Consider the following 17,020-nt stretch of genomic DNA (forward strand, 5'->3'; position numbering starts at 1 on the left):
CAAGGTATTCACCACTTTTTCAATAGTAAAGACGAGATGGTCTTATGGTAAGAAAGAACTGATTTCTAGTGGTAAAGTTGTTTGATTTGTGTTATAGTGAATATGCATGGGATAGCCTTTCTAAATGATTTATTAAGCAATTCTATTTTACCAAGACTATCGTAACCATGCAAAAAAGCAACGGCAAATCCGTTGCTTTTTTGGAAATAAGGGACTATTGTCCCAGACTCTAAAAACTATGAGTTTTTAGTCTTCTTTTTTCTTGCGAGCAAGAAGTCCAAATCCACCTAGGGCTCCAAGAAGTCCAAGCGCTGCTAGGCTAGCGTTAGCTTCTGTACCTGTGTTAGGCAACTCTTGTTTAGCCTCAGCTTCTTTTTCTGATATTTGTTGCACTGGTTGCTCTTGTATTGTTTCTTGAATCTTACGATAAACATGACGGACATTACTGTTCGCATCTTTTTCTGTTCTGACTAATTCATATCCTGTGATATCCTTAGCTGGAACTTCGCCATTTTCATTTGGAAGAATTGGGTTACCATTTTCATCCACAAATGTTGTGATGATAGATGTTTCTGGTGTTGTCACTTTACGGTAAATATTACGGACATTTCCATTCTCATCTTTTTCAGTACGAACGATTTCATATCCTTTTAATTCTTTACCTGGATGTGAACCATTTTCATCCGGAATGATTAATTCTCCGTTTTCATCTACATAAGTTGTGATGACTTTGTATTCAAATGGAGTTGGAGTAGGTGTTGGCGTTACAACCTTTTCATATACGTGTTCGATATCTCCATTTGGAAGTTTCTTCGTTTCTACGAATCTATATCCTGGGATATTGTCTTTCTTCGGTGTAGTACCTTCTTCTGTTGGATATCCGGGAATCTCGTTTCCTTCTTTATCTTTGAAGAATGTTACAACTTGTTTATAGATATGTCTTATGTTTCCATGCTCGTCTGTTACTGTTTCTACATAACGATACTCAGGAATATCTTTCTTCGGTGTTGTTCCATCTTCACTTGGATATCCTTTAATTGGATTTCCATTTTCGTCTACAAATTCAGTATCCGGACGTACTGTTGGTGTGTATTGAGCAGAGATAGTTTTACCTAATTTATCTTTTCTAACGACCGTAATTCCATCTGCAGTACCTGTAAATTCTGGTTCTGGTGTGAATGTTACTTTACCTGTCGCATCGATTGTATATGTTCCTTCTCCTTCTACTACTCTTGTAGTTGCTCCATCATCAAATGTTGGTGGTACATCTAAGTCAACATCTCCTGTGAATTCTGGAGTGTTAGATTGTGGAGTATTCTTAGCACCTTCTGATGTTTTGTCTACAGTCTTCGTTACTGGAGTTACTGTTGGTGTGTACGTAGCTGTTACAGGCGTTCCGTTTTTATCTTGACGTTGAACTGTTACACCTGTTGCTGTTCCTAAGAATTCTGATTCTGGCGTGAATGTCACTTTACCAGTCGCATCGATTGTATATATTCCTTCGCCATCAACTGTTACAGAATCAACTGGATCACCCGTCTTAGGATCAACTAGTTTAGCTGGTACATCCTCATCAATTTCAACAGTTTCTTCTTTTCCGTTGATTTTCGCTGATCCACCATTGAATACTGGTGTTCCTGTTTGTGGTTGACCTTTAGGTCCTACTGATGTCTTATCTTCTCCAGTTGGCGTTACTGGCACTACTTTTGGAGTATACTTAGCTGTTACTGGCGTTCCATTCTTATCAACACATTGAACTTCTACACCTTCTCCTTTTCCAGTAAATTGTGGTTCTGGTTGGAATTTCACTTTACCATCTTCGATTGTGTATGTTCCTTCTCCAGGAATTACTACTGGTTCATCAGTTGGTTCTCCTGTTTCTGGAACAAGAAGTTTAGGTACTTTTGTTTCATCAATCTCAACAGTTTTTGGTACACCATTAACCGTTACTGTTCCACCTTTGAATTCTGGTAATCCTGTTTGTGGTTTACCTTGAATATCTTTAGATTTAGCTGGTGTTGCTGTTGGAGTTACACCTTTAACTTTAGGTGTGTAGCTTGCTTCTACAGGTTTTCCGTTCGCATCTTTCACTTGAACAGTTACCCCTGTTGCTTGACCAGTAAATTGTGGTTCTGGTGTGAATGTTACTTCTCCAGTCTTAGGATCGATTGTGTATTTTCCTTCATCAGGAATCACTATTGTGGTTTTATCAGTTGGCTTCCCTGTTTCTGGATCGATTAATTTCGCTGGTTGCTCATCAGTAATTGTAATTGCAACATCAGGATTTCCTGGTGTGAATTTTGGTGTTCCATTTTGTTCAGCACCTTGTACATCTTCTGATGTAACATCTTCTCCTGTTGGTTTAACTGGAGTTACTGTTGGTGTGTAAGTAGTTTCTACTTTTGTTCCATTTCCATCTGCAGCTACTACTTTAGCTGGATCTGGTGTACCTACAAAGTCTTTATTTGGTTTAAATGTAATAATACCTGTTGTCGGGTCTACTACATATTTACCAACTTCAACGCCATCTTTAAGTGCTGGCATTTCTGTTACTTCTGCACCAGTTGGATCTACTAATTTAATAGTATCATTTTTAATCGGTGCTACTGGATTTCCTTCTTTGAACATTGTAGTTGCATCTTGAGTTTGTGGTTTACCTTGTTTTCCACTTGTCTCTTTTGGCTCTGCAGTTGGTTCTATCGCTTCCACTTCTGGAGTGTAGTCACCACTAGATGTAACTTCAACTTTGTTTCCTTCTGAATCAGTTGCTGTTACAGATACTTTTACTTCTACTCCTTTAGCTTGTCCTTTGAAGCTTGATTCTGGAGTGAATGTTACTGTACCTTTTGCTGGGTCAATACCGTATGTTCCTTCTCCTTCAACTACAACCTTACCTTCTTCATTAGCACCTTCTAATGAGTACTTAACTGTTGTCCAGTCTACGTTTGTATTATCTGGAGTATTAGCTCCTGTGTTTAATGCTGAGAATCTTTCGCTTCCTGGAATTGAAGTTTGAACTTGACCTTGTTTCCCAGTTGTTTCATCATCTTTTGGTTTAACACCATATACTGTTGGTGTATAAGTCGTTGTAGATTCTACTGGTTGCCCGTCATCTCCTGTGATTGTTACGTTAGCTACCACTGTTAATGGTTTAGCATTACCGATAAACCCTGGTGCAGGTGTAAACGATACTGCTCCTGTAGTTCCATCAATCACATATGTACCTTCTTCAGTCGTTACAGAATCTGTTTTCTTACCTGATACTGGATCAACTAGTTTGTAGTCAGATATTTCTGCATCATTTGGTAAACGAGTCTTGAATCCTGTTTCCATTGAATCAGTTTGTTCTTGTCCTTCTGCACCTGCTGATTTTTCTGGTTTAGATACTACAATGTAGTATGTTGTTTCTGCAACTGCATCTTCTGTTACTGCTCCATCATCTGTATTTCCTACTGTTGGAGTCGTTACAACACCATTTGAATCAACTGCTCTTACAGTCACTTTATAAGATCCGTATTGACCTAATGTATATGCTGCAACTTCTGGATTCAATAAGTTTTCAGTCGCTTTTGTTTTCAATGCTATACGTGCTGCTTCTACTGCTTTTTCTGCTTCTAAAGCTTCTTGACGACTTGAAGTAACTTTCGCTGTTAATTCAGGAAGTTTTCCTTGAACTTCTTTTAATTTCTCATCTAAGCTAGCTTTGAACTCTTTTGCATCTTTAAGTTTCTTTTCAGCTAAGTCTTTCGCTGTTACAGAAATTGTACGAAGTTTTAAGTTCTCTAATGCTGCTTCTGCATCTGCAATCATTTGTACTTGACGGTCTACTTGTTCTTGAATACGAGCTAGTTCATTATGAGTCGCTTGAGCCTCTTCAATTGCCGTTGTTGCTGCTTGTGTTTTTTCTGCAGCTGTACGTTGTGCTTGAATATAAGCTTTTCCTTCCGCATCTGCTAAGTTAAATTCTTTCTTCGTTCCATCTGGAGCTGTTACTGTTAATTTAGTTTTGATAGTTTCTGACTCAGCATCATCTGATTTATCATCAATCACATCTTCAAATCCTACATTAGCTTTAGGAGATTTTAGTAAATCTACAGAGTTATCTTTTGTTTCAGCATAGCTTGTAGATGAAGCAGTCGGTTTATCATTTTGGATAGATGCTACATCATTTCCAATTGCTTCACGATAAGATACATACCCTTTGAATCCTGAAGATGTTTCGATTGACCATCCTGCATTAGATTCTTTTGCTGTTACTGTTGAACCATCTGAAGCTGTCCATTGTTTTGTTGCTGAATCATACTTCACTGTAACAATAAGGCCTTGTTTATCAGCTGTTTGTTCTCTTGGTACAGCTGTAACTGTACGAGTTACGTCTCCTACTGCTGTTACTTCACCATTTTTACGAATTTCTGCTACTTTATCAATTAAATCAGCTGCTGAAGAAGTTGCATTCCATGTACGTGTGAATTCATAAACGATAAAATCAACATCTCCATTTTCTTTTGCATCTGTATATACACGACGTTCTGTTAAAGTTGATGTTCCGTCTCCATTATCTTTTAACACATACGCATCTTCATTAGCAAGAGTATATTTACCTGTTGCACGGTTAAATGTCGCAGTATAAGATTTTCCAGCTGCATCTTTCACTGTTGCAATTTCACGTTGAATATCTGCACGAACTTTATCTGTAGAGGCTTTTGCTTCAATACTATTAATTCCAACATATTGTGTTGAATTTGAAGTTACAGGTAGTTCGAATTTAGTTGGTGCTGTTGCTGAAGCATCTGCTAATTGATCGCCTTCTTTTACTGCTGTATTCGTAGTTCCTGCGCCTACAGTCCATTTTCCATCTTTGATAACTAAGTTTGTTACAGTTCCATCAGGCATCGTAATTTCTGCTTTATTTGCTCCGTTTGATACTGTTACAGGAACTTTTGTTGCATAAGCTTCTACGTTAGATACTGTAATTTTTGGTGCTACTGCAATTGTAATATTTTCATGAGCCTCTTGCCCGTCCATATTCCAGTCAATATTCTTAGCGTTTGTAGAGTTATTGTAGTCTTTTGCTAATGCAGCTACAGTATAGATTCCAGCTTCTGAAGCCGTCCCATGAATTTTCCCTGTTGTTGGATTATAATTTAATCCCGGAATAACATCTGTAATTGACGTGTCCTTACCTGTATAAACACCATTTAATGCAGTGTGCGCATTAAATGTTATAGGTGAACTCATTGTTCTTACTTTTGTTCCATCAATAGCTGTGAATGTTGCTGCTTTTGATGTAGATGGGGCCGTTTTAGAACCTGCTATTACTTTAGAACCATCATTTGCATAAGCATATCCCGCACGTTCATCTTTATTCATTCCCTCATTATCTACATATTTAATGTCGTGGTCTACTTCATCTCCGATTGTAACCGTTTTAGATGTTCCTAAAATAGATGGAGCTGATGAGTCTTGCCATCCGATCCAACCAGCTGTTAAGTCACGGAATGTCACTTGTTGAGATTGTCCGTCTTTTTCAACTGTTAAGATATAACGCATATCATAAACACCATTTTGAAGGTTAGATGCTACATATCCTTCTACTGTGTCTGTGGTTTCATTATATCCAGTACCTGGAATCAAGTTACTAAGGTCAATCTTTTTTATTGAATAGCCTGCTGCTTCTGCTTCTTGTGATAAACTGAAACGTTTTTTCACATCTGTAATATATACATAGTGAGTTCCTTGTTCGTAAGTGTATCCATAAATCTCAGTTGTTAGATACTCATATGGTCCACCTGCTCCCCAAGTATTGTTGTTATTGTTTCTTCCACTAGCACGAACTTTTCCTCTCCATAATAGAGCTTCGTCTGCTATTTTTTTAGCTTCTGTTTTTGATAAAGGAATATCTGTACGACCACCTACATCTGGTCTACCATTATTAGCTGAACTTACTTCTGTATTTTCAGATTGGTATCCATGAACGTATAATCTATATTTATCATTACCGTCTAATACTTTGTATGATTTACCTGTAGCTGTAGCAAATTCACCATTTTCTTTTCTTAATTCTGTTGAGTTGCTAGTATATCCTTCGTCTGCTGATAACGCTACACTATAGTTACCATCACGACCAATTCCTGCTTTTTTAAGTTCACTGTAAACTGCAAGAATTGATTCATTTAAGCGAGCTAATTGAGCATCTACTTGTTCCTTTGTGACACTCTTATCAGCTAAAAGAATTTTTGATTCATTAAGTACAGCTTTGTTCTTGGCTACCGCCGCTTCAACTGCTACTCGATTTTCTTCTGATACTTCTTTCTTACGAAGTTCTTTAGTGGCAAGTGTATTGGTTACATCAGCCTCTGAAGAAACTTGTGTCAAGATAGTTGTTGCAGCAGAAACAGCTTTTTCTGTTGGTGTGATGGTTTTTTCTGATTCTTCTTTTGCTGCCTTATCTTTATCAGCCTCTTTTGTTTCTAATCCTAGCTTGCTTGATTCTGTTACAACTGTTTTCAATGAAGAAAGAATATCTTTTTGAATATTTACCTCTTCTTGCTTAGCAGTTTCATTTGCTAAAACAGATTTCGCAGTAGCTAAGGCTTCACGAGCATTGGCTACAACTGAGGTATCCGCATACTTAATATTTGATAATGCAGCCTCTAAATTTGAAATACTCGTTTCAAGAAGTGACTTATTTACTTTAACTTCTTCTTTCTTAGGTGTTTCAGCTATCTTTTCTGTCAACTGAATAGTACTTGCTCCTAATTCTGGAGAAGGCTTTTCTACTTTTTAAATATTTTCTTTAGAGTCTGAAACTGGATTTTGTTCAGTAGCTAAAACTGCTCCATTTCCCAAGAACATTAAACCAGCCACAATCGCTACGGATGCCGCTCCAAAGCTATACTTACCAATACCATAACGAATATACTTTTCCGTTCTAAAATCTTGTTGTTTACCCTTCATTTAGAGTCACAACCTCCTTTTATAAAATTATTTTTTATATACCTAACTCCCAACCAATCTTTCTATCTCATACTAATAGCCATTCAGTTAAAATTGTAGACCTTTCTAGTGTCGCATAAAAAGTGCAAACGTTAGGTAGATATATCCTGTGGATTGCCTAAAGAGGAAACGGACAGCCACCTCTATTTTCGAGACGTCGCCCTTATTCTATACATATATCTGCACATACAAATAAAGACTAAATTACTATAAGTTAGTATAGAGAGTTGATTAGACACTGTTTTGAGACTAAGTAACGAATTATTCGTATATCAGTTTTAAAATAAAATCTCAAATACTTTGTTTGAAACATCGTAACATTATAGAATTATAGGATTGTAAATGAGACTGGTTTAAAAAATCAATTGAAAGGAGGCTGGGACAAAAAGATTTTGATTTTCGGAATTCTTTATTATAAATTTTAAAATCGATTGATTAGACAAAAAAGCGAACAAGACAGAATTCTGAGTGTCAGATAACTCGTTTTGTTCGCTTTTTATATCTAAGGTTAGACTTTTGTCCCAGACTCTTCTCAAAAAAACACATAATATCAAAGTTTTCAAATACCTGATACTATGCATTTTTATAATTTCAAGGAGTTTTGTCTATCCTCTTTTTTTATTTTATTTTTAAGGTTTAATACGATGCAACATACGTGGGAATGGGATAGCTTCACGGATGTGTTTTGTTCCTGCTGCGAAGGTTACCATACGCTCGATACCGATACCAAATCCTCCGTGTGGAACTGTACCGTATTTACGAAGGTCAAGGTAGAATTCATACTCAGTACGATCCATGCCAAGTTCATCCATTTTTGCGACAAGGGCATCGTAGTCTTCCTCACGCATAGAACCACCGATAATTTCTCCATAGCCTTCTGGAGCAAGCAAGTCTGCACAAAGCACGCGCTCTGGATTTCCAGGAACTGGTTTCATGTAGAAGGCCTTGATGGCTGCTGGATAGTTCATGACAAATGTTGGCACACCAAAGTGGTTTGAAATCCAAGTTTCATGTGGTGAACCAAAGTCATCACCATGCTCAAGATGTTCGTAGTCAGCATCTTCATCATTCTCATGCTCTTGCAAGAGGTCAATGGCTTGATCGTAAGTGATACGTTTGAATGGCTCTGCAATGTAGCGTTTCAAGAGTTCTGTATCACGTTCCAATGTTTCCAAGGCTTGAGGCGCACGATCAAGAACACCTTGTAGAAGAGCTTTCACATAAGCTTCTTGCAAGTCAAGCGACTCATCATGTGTCAAGTATGAGTACTCTGCGTCCATCATCCAGAACTCAGTCAAGTGACGACGTGTTTTTGATTTTTCAGCACGGAATACGGGACCAAAGTCAAATACACGACCAAGGGCCATCGCACCTGCCTCTAGATAAAGCTGACCTGATTGGCTCAAGTAGGCTGGCGTTCCGAAGTAGTCCGTTTCAAAGAGTTCAGTTGAATCTTCTGCAGCATTTCCTGACAAAATTGGGCTATCAAACTTCATGAAGCCGTTCTTGTCAAAGAATTCATAAGTTGCATAAATGATAGCGTTACGGATTTGCATCACCGCTACTTGCTTACGAGAACGGAGCCACAAGTGACGGTTGTCCATCAAGAAGTCTGTTCCGTGTTCTTTTGGTGTGATTGGGTAGTCTTGAGATTCACCGATTACTTCGATGTCTGTAATGTCCAACTCATAGCCAAACTTAGAACGTTCGTCTTCTTTGACAATACCTGTCACATAGACAGACGTTTCTTGGCTCAAGCGTTTGATGATATCAAACTTCTCAAGTCCCACTTCTTCACCAAATTTTTCTAAAAAGTTTGGTTTAAAGGCTACACCTTGGAAGAAGGCTGTTCCATCACGCAATTGCAAAAAAGCGATTTTTCCTTTTCCTGATTTGTTGGCAACCCAAGCACCAATCGTCACTTCTTGACCAACATAGTCTTTTACATCAATAATCGTTACACGTTTTGTCATTATTTTTCCTTTTCTTTTTTATTCTTTATGGCAAACCACCTCTATATTGTTCCCATCTGGATCAATCATAAAAGCAGCATAATAAATCGGATGCTCACTGCGATAACCAGGAGCACCATTGTCTAGCCCACCTGCCTCTAAGCCAGCCTCATAACAAGCTTGAACCTCTTCCTTATTTTCTGCTAAGAAAGCAAAGTGAATAGGATTTTGCGTCCCCTGAGCTAACCAAAAGTCACCACCAGGATGAGGGCTATTTGGGGCAAGAAAACTGATTAGAGAAGTAGTTTTAAAAGCCAATTTATAGCCCAAAGGGGCGAGAAAACTCCTATAAAATCCTTCTGAAATTTGTAAATCCTTTACCTTAATTTCAAAATGATCAATCATTCTCACTACCCATAAATGCTTTCAAACGTTTAACTGCTTCTTTAAGCGTGTCTAGGTCTGTCGCATAGCTGAGGCGGACATTTTCTGGCGCTCCAAAGCCAGCTCCTGTTATGAGTGCCAAACCAACTTCCTCAAGAATAGCTGTTGTAAAGTCAGTCACATCCGTATAATCTTTCATCTCCATAGCTTTTTTAACATTTGGAAAGAGATAGAAGGCTCCTTGTGGCTTAACGACTTCAAAACCAGGGACCTCACATAATAGCGGATAAATGGTATTGAGACGCTCCTCAAAAGCTTGACGCATGATATCAACAGAATCCTGTGGTCCTGTTAAGGCTTCAATAGCCGCATATTGAGAAACAGATGTCAAATTTGAAGTTGTTTGTCCCGTCAATTTACTCATAGCTGCAATGATTTCAGAATCACCCACTGCATAACCAACTCGCCAACCCGTCATGGCATAGGCCTTAGATACACCGTTGATAACAACGGTTTGCTTACGAATTGCTTCTGATAGACTTGAGATTGGAACAAATTGATTTCCATTATAAACAAGGCGACCGTATATATCATCTGCTAAAATCAGAATGTCATGCTCAACTGCCCAATTTCCGATAGCTAGTAATTCTTCACGAGTATAAATCATACCAGTCGGATTAGATGGTGAATTGAGAACCAAAACCTTTGTTTTATCTGTCCTAACTAGTTCTAGTTGATCCACTGTGACTTTAAAATCATTGTCTTCTTTAGCTTGAACAAAGACTGGAATCCCTTCTGCCATCTTGACCTGATCTCCATAACTAACCCAGTATGGAGTTGGAATAATAACCTCATCTAAAGGATTAATTACAGCCATAAAGAAGGTATAGAGGGAGAACTTGGCACCTGTAGCAAAGGTAACCTCATTACTGGCGACAGAATAGCCATAGTAGCGCTCGAAGTAGGTATTCACCGCAGCTTTTAATTCTGGTAGACCTGAAGCTACTGTATAGAAGGAAGCCTGTCCTTCTCGAATAGCTTTAATTGCTGCATCCTGAATATTTTCAGGAGTGTGAAAATCTGGTTGTCCCAAGGTCAAGAAAAGGACATCCTTACCTTGAGCTTTTAATTTTTTTGCTCTCGCATCACTAGCTAAAGTGACACTTTCTTCCATTTCTAAAACACGGTTGGATAATTTCATAGGCCCTCCTTATTGACCAATGCTCCTGTTTCAAAATCTACTAGATAAAAATTAGTTCCTGACTTGACTTCCCAGATTGGCTTGTCTTGATAGCGGCCAAAGGTTATCTTGTCAATCTCACCAGCTCCTTTTTCCTTAGAAAGAGCTTCAGCTTTTTCTTGTGAAACACCCTGATTTAGCTGATAAACGTAAATCTTATGGTCATCTTTTCCAATCAGGACAGCAAGTGCTTCTTGTTTTTTATTACGGCCAAGAACGCTGTAATAGGATTCCAAGCCATTGTATAAGTCAACCTGATCAGCCTGCTCTAATCCTGCATACTGCTGAGCTAATTTTTCTCCTTCACTTTTAGCTGTTTGATAAGGTTTCATACTCAGAAACACTAGATACAGAAAGGAAGCACTGATAACCACAAACAAAATCGTCATCCCTAGACCATACTGCCACAGTAGATTATTTTTTGCTTTGTTTTGTCTTTTTTTCACTCGTCTATTTTACCATCTATTGGGCTTTATTACAAGTGAATGCAAGAACAAACCTATATTATTTCTTCCTTCAAAGCAAACCGATTTTTCTTGATTAAAACCGAGCAAGAAAAGTAAAGACAGCTCCAAAATCAACCTATTAAAAAACCTGAGCTTTGGTACTCAAGTTTTCGTAAGTTCTTTTACTTTATAGAATCACTTTATCATCCATTCTTTTAGCCATTTTTCCTAAAAATACAGGCAATAGAAGGCTAATCAAGACTAAAAAGAATCCTAGATAAAGAAATGCTACTACAAAGCCTAAATTGTCAATCAACCAGCCTGTCAGTGGGAAGAAGACAATCATACTTAGGCTAAACATCATAGAGTAGACACTCAGCATGGTTGCCCTTACTTCACTTGGAAGGCGCTCTTGCAAATCATTGTCAAAAATCGGCTGAAAAAGAGCATATAGAGCATTACTAATCAAATAAATCAAAATATAGATTAGAGGTGTCCCAAAGTAGGACAGCATATAGGTAACTCCAGTCAGCAGGACGAGGACAGGGAAAAGCTTCAAGGCAGCATATTTCTTTCCAATCTTACTCGCTAGATAGACTGCGACGATATTCAAGAGACTACCAAGTAGCATAACTGCTGAAATTTGCCAGCTACTTAAATCCGGTAACTGATTTTGATAGTAAAAATAAAACATGCACATGAGCGTTCCAACAATCTGAGACAAAATCATCCAGTTGAAGAGCATGGGATTTCGCTCCAACTCTTCCTTAACAGTCCAAATAATCTGTTTCATGGTCACACTATCAGTTTTTTCTACCTTAACACTGGGTTCTTTCAGCATCCAAATCAGGAAAAGAACTATGATAGAAGTGGCAATCATGATATAGTAGGTCAGGTGCAATTGACCATGGACAAAAAATCCCGCCAACACTGTCCCCAAAGACCGAGTTCCTTCTGCTACTCCTGACATAAAACTTGAAATAGATAAGTAACGCTTCTTCAGTCCAGCTTCCACGGCTGAATCATAAACCATTGCTGCGCTTGTGCCTGAATCAAAATTATAAGACAAGGCATTTATCGCCATAGCTAGTGCATAAATCCAAAAATTTCCTTGCCCAGCCAACATGAGAATAGAAGACACAATTCCTGCTATACGACTTAAATAAAGGTTGGTCTTATAGGAATAGCGGTCAGCTAACATACCAGATGGAATTTCACAGAGAAGACTGGTCGTATGAAAAATACTTTCCAAAAGTCCAATCTGCCAAAGAGACATTCCGTTTTGACTGAGAAAGAGAATCCAAAAACTGGTAATCCCTAGAAATGCAAAAAACTCAACTCCGGCCATCAGGCCAATATTTTTCCGATAATTTCTTATTAACATCTTTTCTCCTTTAACAAGTGTATTATTATTTATTTTGTCCGTCACTTGTTAATCTATGCCTTACATGATCTCCACCCCTTTTAGAAGCATTCTTAAAATGCCATTATTTTCGTTTAATTGTTTATGAAATGATACCGGAAAAACTGTTCTGTAGTTTCTATTGCGAGTTTTCTTGTTTATTTTAGCACTTATATCATCATATTACAAGAGAATATAGGAATACTCTTCGAAAATCAAATTCAAACCAGGATTCAAAACGAACAGTTCTTACTTTTCCAGTCGCAAATGACTAAAGTTTCTGTAATTTTTAATTTTCAAATAAACTCTGAGCAAATTTCTTGCAAGGTGTTTTCTTTTGTTGTAATATATTTTATAACAACGAGGCAATTCTCGAAATTTTAAGAAAAAGGAGACACATCATGTCTAAAAAAGTATTATTTATCGTCGGATCCCTACGTCAAGGTTCTTTCAACCACCAAATGGCTCTCGAAGCTGAGAAAGCACTTGCTGGTAAAGCGGAAGTTAGCTACCTTGATTATTCAGCCCTTCCTCTCTTCAGCCAAGATTTGGAAGTTCCAACACATCCAGCTGTAGCTGCTGCTCGTGAAGCAGTTCTCGCTGCGGATGCTATCTGGATCTTCTCTCCAGTCTACAACTTCTCTATCCCTGGTACAGTGAAAAACTTGCTTGACTGGCTATCTCGTGCCCTTGACTTGTCTGATACACGTGGCGCTTCTGCTCTTCAAGACAAGTTTGTCACAGTATCATCTGTAGCCAATGCAGGTCACGATCAACTCTTCGCTATCTACAAAGACCTCTTGCCATTTATCCGTACACAAGTAGTTGGTGATTTCACTGCTGCACGTGTTAATGACTCTGCTTGGGCAGACGGAAAATTGGTTCTCGAAGAAACAGTCCTAAACTCAATTGAAAAACAAGCTCAAGATTTGGTAGCAGCAATTCAGTAAAAAATAAAGAATTTTTAAAAGTCTAAATCAATGATCGCCACCTAATAGGGTGGCATTTTTAGACTCAATCAAGATTTTCAGACAAACATCACTCATCCAAAAAAACCTTGAGCGTTACCACTCAAGGTTTTTAGCAGTCTTTTCCATCATAGGAAAATCATTCTAAGAATATTCTTTCATTCGAGATCTATCACTTATCATCTTCTTTCGAGAAATTAGTGACTGCTTTTTGCTGATTAATCTTCTTTTCTTCGACCTACATATAGGCTCAATAGAATACCGCTACCTAGAAGAACAGAGATATAATCAGATTGGCTTCCAGTTTCTGGTAATTTGTCCCCATGGTTTTCTTTAACTGTAGTTGGTACTACTGGGTTAGCATTTACTGGAGTTGCTGGTTGAGCCGGTGTTGGTACTACTGGTTGTTCTGGAACCGCTGGTACTGGTTTAACCGGTACTTCTGGTGTTGGAACAACTGGAGTTGGTTGTACTGGCACTTCTGGTGTCGGTACATTTGGTGTTGGTTGCGCTGGCACAGGTTTAACCGGTACACTTGGTGTTGGTTGTGCTGGTACTGTTGGCATATCTAATTCTGGTACTTCAGTAACTTCAGGCATACCTGGTACTCCACCGTTAAATTCTGGCAATTCATGAACTTCTGGCATTCCTGGCACACCACCGTTGAATTCTGGCAATTCATGAACTGGTGGTTCTGGCATTGCAAACGTTGGTCCTTCTGGCACATTACGTGTTGGAGGAACTGGTTTGTCATTTGATGGTGTTACTGGTTTGTCTTGGCATCCACATTTTCCGTCTTTGCCGTCTCGACCATCACGTCCATCTCTACCATCTTTGCCATCTTTAATAACTGTTTTTGTCACAGTTCCATCAGAATTGATGATTGTGATTGTATGACTACCATCACCATTATCTTCAACAGAAACTTTTGGTGATTTACCATCTTTACCGTCTTTAATCACCATTTCTGTCTTACTTCCATCCGGATTAGTGATTGTTACAACGTGAGTTCCGTCGTTATTATTTTTAACAGTTACACTTGGTGAAACGCCATCTTTACCGTCTTTACCATCTTTGATAATAGATTTGTATTCACGACCATCAGAATCTACGATTGTTAATGTATGAGTTCCGTCTCCGTTATCAACGATGTTAGCTTTTGGTGATTTACCATCAAAGATTGTAGTTGTAGTTTCTTTACCATCAGCACCTGTCACTTTAATAGTGTGTGAACCATTGTTGTTATCAATCACTTCAAGTTTTGGTTCTTTACCATCACGAACTGTAGTTGTTGTAGTTGTACCGTCTGAGTTCACAACTGTGATAGTGTGAGTTCCATCTCCGTTATCCACAACCTTAGCAGTTGGTGATTTACCGTCACGAACTGTGGTTTCAGAAACAGTACCATTACCGTTTTCTACACGAATTGTGTAAGTACCATCATGGTTGTCAGTAACTGTTGCTACTGGTGATTTACCATCTTTAATGATTGTTTCAGTAGTTGTTCCATCACCATTTAGAACTGAGATTTTGTGAGTTCCATTTTGTTCATCAGTTATAGTAACTTTTGGTGATTTACCATCACGAACTGTGGTTTCAGTTGTCACACCTTCTGGATTTGTAATAACGATTGTATGACTTCCGTCTCCATTATCACGAACAGATGCGGTTGGAGTACGTCCATCAACACCGTCACGTCCATTCTTAACGACAAACTCATTCTTAGTTCCGTCTGGGTTAGTGATTGTTACTGTGTGGCTTCCATCTGGATTTTCAGTAGTTGTTGCTGTTGCAGCTTTACCGTCTTTACCATCTTTGATGATAGCATTTGTAACATTACCGTCTCCATCTGTAACTTTAACAGTGTGAGTTCCATCTCCGTTATCAGTTACTTCAACTTTAGGAGTCTTACCATCTTTACCGTTTTTAACAACAGTTTCTTTAGATGTTCCATCTGGATTTGTTACAGTAATTGTGTGACTTCCATCTGGGTTTTCTGTTGTAGTGATAGTTGCAGTTTTACCGTCTTTACCATCTTTAACTTTCGTTGTAGATTCTGAACCATCAGGGTTTCTAACAGTAACAGAGTGTGTTCCATCTCCATTGTCAGTTACATTTACAACTGGTGATTTACCATCTGCTCCATTAGCTCCGTTTTCGCCTTTTTCACCTTTTTCACCTTTGTCGCCTTTTTCACCTTTATCGCCTTTTTCACCAGCTACTCCTTGAGGTCCACGAATATTTCCGATTTTGTTCCAAGAACCATTTTCTTTCTTGTAAACATCACCTGTATTGGCGTCGATATAAGTATCACCGTCTTTACCATCCTTAGCAGTTGGGGCAGTAGCTCCGCTTAATAATTCAGCTCCTCTTATAGCATCTTTACCATCATTACCATTCTCTCCTTTTGGAGCAGGAGGAATAACAGTGCTTGATATCAACTCATCACCTTCATCAAATACACCATTGTTATTATTATCATAATATGCTTTTATTTCGGTTCCCGCATATTCACCTGATGGTTTAGGTTGAGTTGATGTTGGTTGTGATGCTGTTGAGCCTGTAGCTGATGGTTGTGAAACTGTTGAACCTGCAGTTGCTGGTTGTGAAACTGTTGAACCTGTAGTTGATGGTTGTACTGTTTCTGATGACTCAGTTGCTCTTCTATCTTCATCTGGTAATGCTCTTCTATTTCTTGCACTTCTTGATGTTCCAGAAGGTTGTGAATTAGAAGTTGATCCAACACCTCTTCTAACTGCTTCCACCAATGCATTTAAGTCAATAGTTGGTGTACGACCATCTTTACCATTCTTACCATCTTTGACAGTGAAGGTTACTGGATCTTTACCTGGTGTTGTGATAGTTACAAGAGTGCTTTGACCATCTTGTCCACGTTGAGTAGTGATTGTAGGAGTTTGTCCATCCTGACCGGTTGCACCAGTTTCTCCCTTAGCACCATCTTGAACAAAGACTGTAGTTGGTTGTGAACCATCATGGTTATCAACAGTGATTTCTACACCTTTATGACCTTCTTCATCCTTACGAACAGCTGTTACTGTTGGAGAGACACCGTCCACTCCATCTTTAATAACTGCAAGAGGTTTTTCTAGGTTCAATGGTTGACCTGGATGTGCTGGATCTTCTTGGTAAACTTTAGTTTCTTTACCATCTTTGACAGTAAGCAATGATTTACCATCACGTCCGTCCGCACCTTTAGCACCATCTTTAATCATTTCAGAACCTAGAAGTTCATCAGTTCCTGGAGTGTACTTACCATCATTGTTTTCATCAGTATAGAATGTCACAATTGTATGAGATGGATTTCCATTTTGTCCTTCGACACGGAGCAAATCAACTTTTGGAGTTTTACCGTTTAGACCATTTTCTCCGTCCTTAACATTTACTGTAACTGGATCTTTTCCTGGAACAGTGAATGTAATGTCAGTACTATGGCCGTCTTTACCTGGAGTTACAGTTACTTCTGGAGTCTTACCATCTTCTCCACGTTCACCTTTGTCCCCTTTAGGGCCTTTGATGTTGCCTTCTTTATCCCAGTTGCCGTTATTCTTAACGAAGACGTCGCCTGTTTCTGTATTAACGTATTTATCGCCGTCTTTACCTTGATTTGCTTC

General features: G+C 38.6%; 9 protein-coding genes. 1 reads left to right on the forward strand and 8 read right to left on the reverse strand.

What is annotated here, in order from left to right; translation table 11 throughout:
- Positions 1-246 precede the first annotated feature (246 nt).
- From QM409_RS10285 to QM409_RS10315, 7 genes are all read right to left on the reverse strand, one after another.
- Complete coding sequence (locus tag QM409_RS10285; RefSeq protein ID WP_414305661.1) at positions 247-6,738, reverse strand: Ig-like domain-containing protein; 6,492 nt, start codon at positions 6,736-6,738, stop codon at positions 247-249.
- Between the two features lie 45 nt (positions 6,739-6,783).
- Positions 6,784-6,957, reverse strand: a complete 174-nt coding sequence (locus tag QM409_RS10290) for a YSIRK-type signal peptide-containing protein (protein WP_414305662.1) — start codon at positions 6,955-6,957, stop codon at positions 6,784-6,786.
- A gap of 668 nt (positions 6,958-7,625) precedes the next feature.
- Complete coding sequence (gene asnS, locus QM409_RS10295) at positions 7,626-8,969, reverse strand: asparagine--tRNA ligase (RefSeq protein WP_158086132.1); 1,344 nt, start codon at positions 8,967-8,969, stop codon at positions 7,626-7,628.
- Positions 8,970-8,987: 18 nt separating this feature from the next.
- Positions 8,988-9,353 carry a VOC family protein gene (locus QM409_RS10300; protein WP_000565230.1) on the reverse strand — a complete coding sequence of 122 codons (366 nt, stop codon included), beginning with the start codon at positions 9,351-9,353 and terminating at the stop codon, positions 8,988-8,990.
- Positions 9,346-10,533, reverse strand: coding sequence for a pyridoxal phosphate-dependent aminotransferase (locus tag QM409_RS10305; protein ID WP_414305663.1), 1,188 nt, complete (start codon positions 10,531-10,533; stop codon positions 9,346-9,348). The genes QM409_RS10300 and QM409_RS10305 overlap by 8 nt, the downstream gene beginning before the upstream one ends.
- A complete protein-coding gene (locus QM409_RS10310; protein ID WP_414305664.1) occupies positions 10,530-11,018 on the reverse strand; it encodes a DUF5590 domain-containing protein in 489 nt (162 codons plus the stop codon). Before QM409_RS10310 ends, QM409_RS10305 begins: the two co-directional genes overlap by 4 nt.
- Before the next feature lie 187 nt (positions 11,019-11,205).
- Entirely contained in the window at positions 11,206-12,402 is a 1,197-nt protein-coding gene (locus QM409_RS10315) for an MFS transporter (RefSeq protein ID WP_414305665.1), read from the reverse strand.
- A gap of 419 nt (positions 12,403-12,821) precedes the next feature.
- Here QM409_RS10315 and QM409_RS10320 point away from each other — a divergent pair, with 419 nt between their 5' ends.
- A complete protein-coding gene (locus QM409_RS10320; protein ID WP_261090175.1) occupies positions 12,822-13,370 on the forward strand; it encodes an NADPH-dependent FMN reductase in 549 nt (182 codons plus the stop codon).
- Positions 13,371-13,606: 236 nt separating this feature from the next.
- On the opposite strand, the gene QM409_RS10325 is transcribed toward QM409_RS10320, so the two are convergent.
- Positions 13,607-17,020: LPXTG cell wall anchor domain-containing protein (locus QM409_RS10325; protein ID WP_414305666.1), on the reverse strand; the 3,414-nt coding region annotated here is incomplete at its 5' end.

This window comes from Streptococcus mitis, assembly GCF_047465045.1.
GTDB lineage: Bacteria > Bacillota > Bacilli > Lactobacillales > Streptococcaceae > Streptococcus > Streptococcus mitis_DT.

Excerpts from the sequence above, each read along its gene's own strand:
- QM409_RS10290 (WP_414305662.1), bottom strand. The coding sequence starts at position 6,957 with ATGAAGGGTAAACAACAAGATTTTAGAACGGAAAAGTATATTCGTTAT.
- QM409_RS10305 (WP_414305663.1), bottom strand. The coding sequence starts at position 10,533 with ATGAAATTATCCAACCGTGTTTTAGAAATGGAAGAAAGTGTCACTTTA.
- asnS (WP_158086132.1), bottom strand. The coding sequence starts at position 8,969 with ATGACAAAACGTGTAACGATTATTGATGTAAAAGACTATGTTGGTCAA.
- QM409_RS10315 (WP_414305665.1), bottom strand. The coding sequence starts at position 12,402 with ATGTTAATAAGAAATTATCGGAAAAATATTGGCCTGATGGCCGGAGTT.
- QM409_RS10320 (WP_261090175.1), top strand. The coding sequence starts at position 12,822 with ATGTCTAAAAAAGTATTATTTATCGTCGGATCCCTACGTCAAGGTTCT.
- QM409_RS10300 (WP_000565230.1), bottom strand. The coding sequence starts at position 9,353 with ATGATTGATCATTTTGAAATTAAGGTAAAGGATTTACAAATTTCAGAA.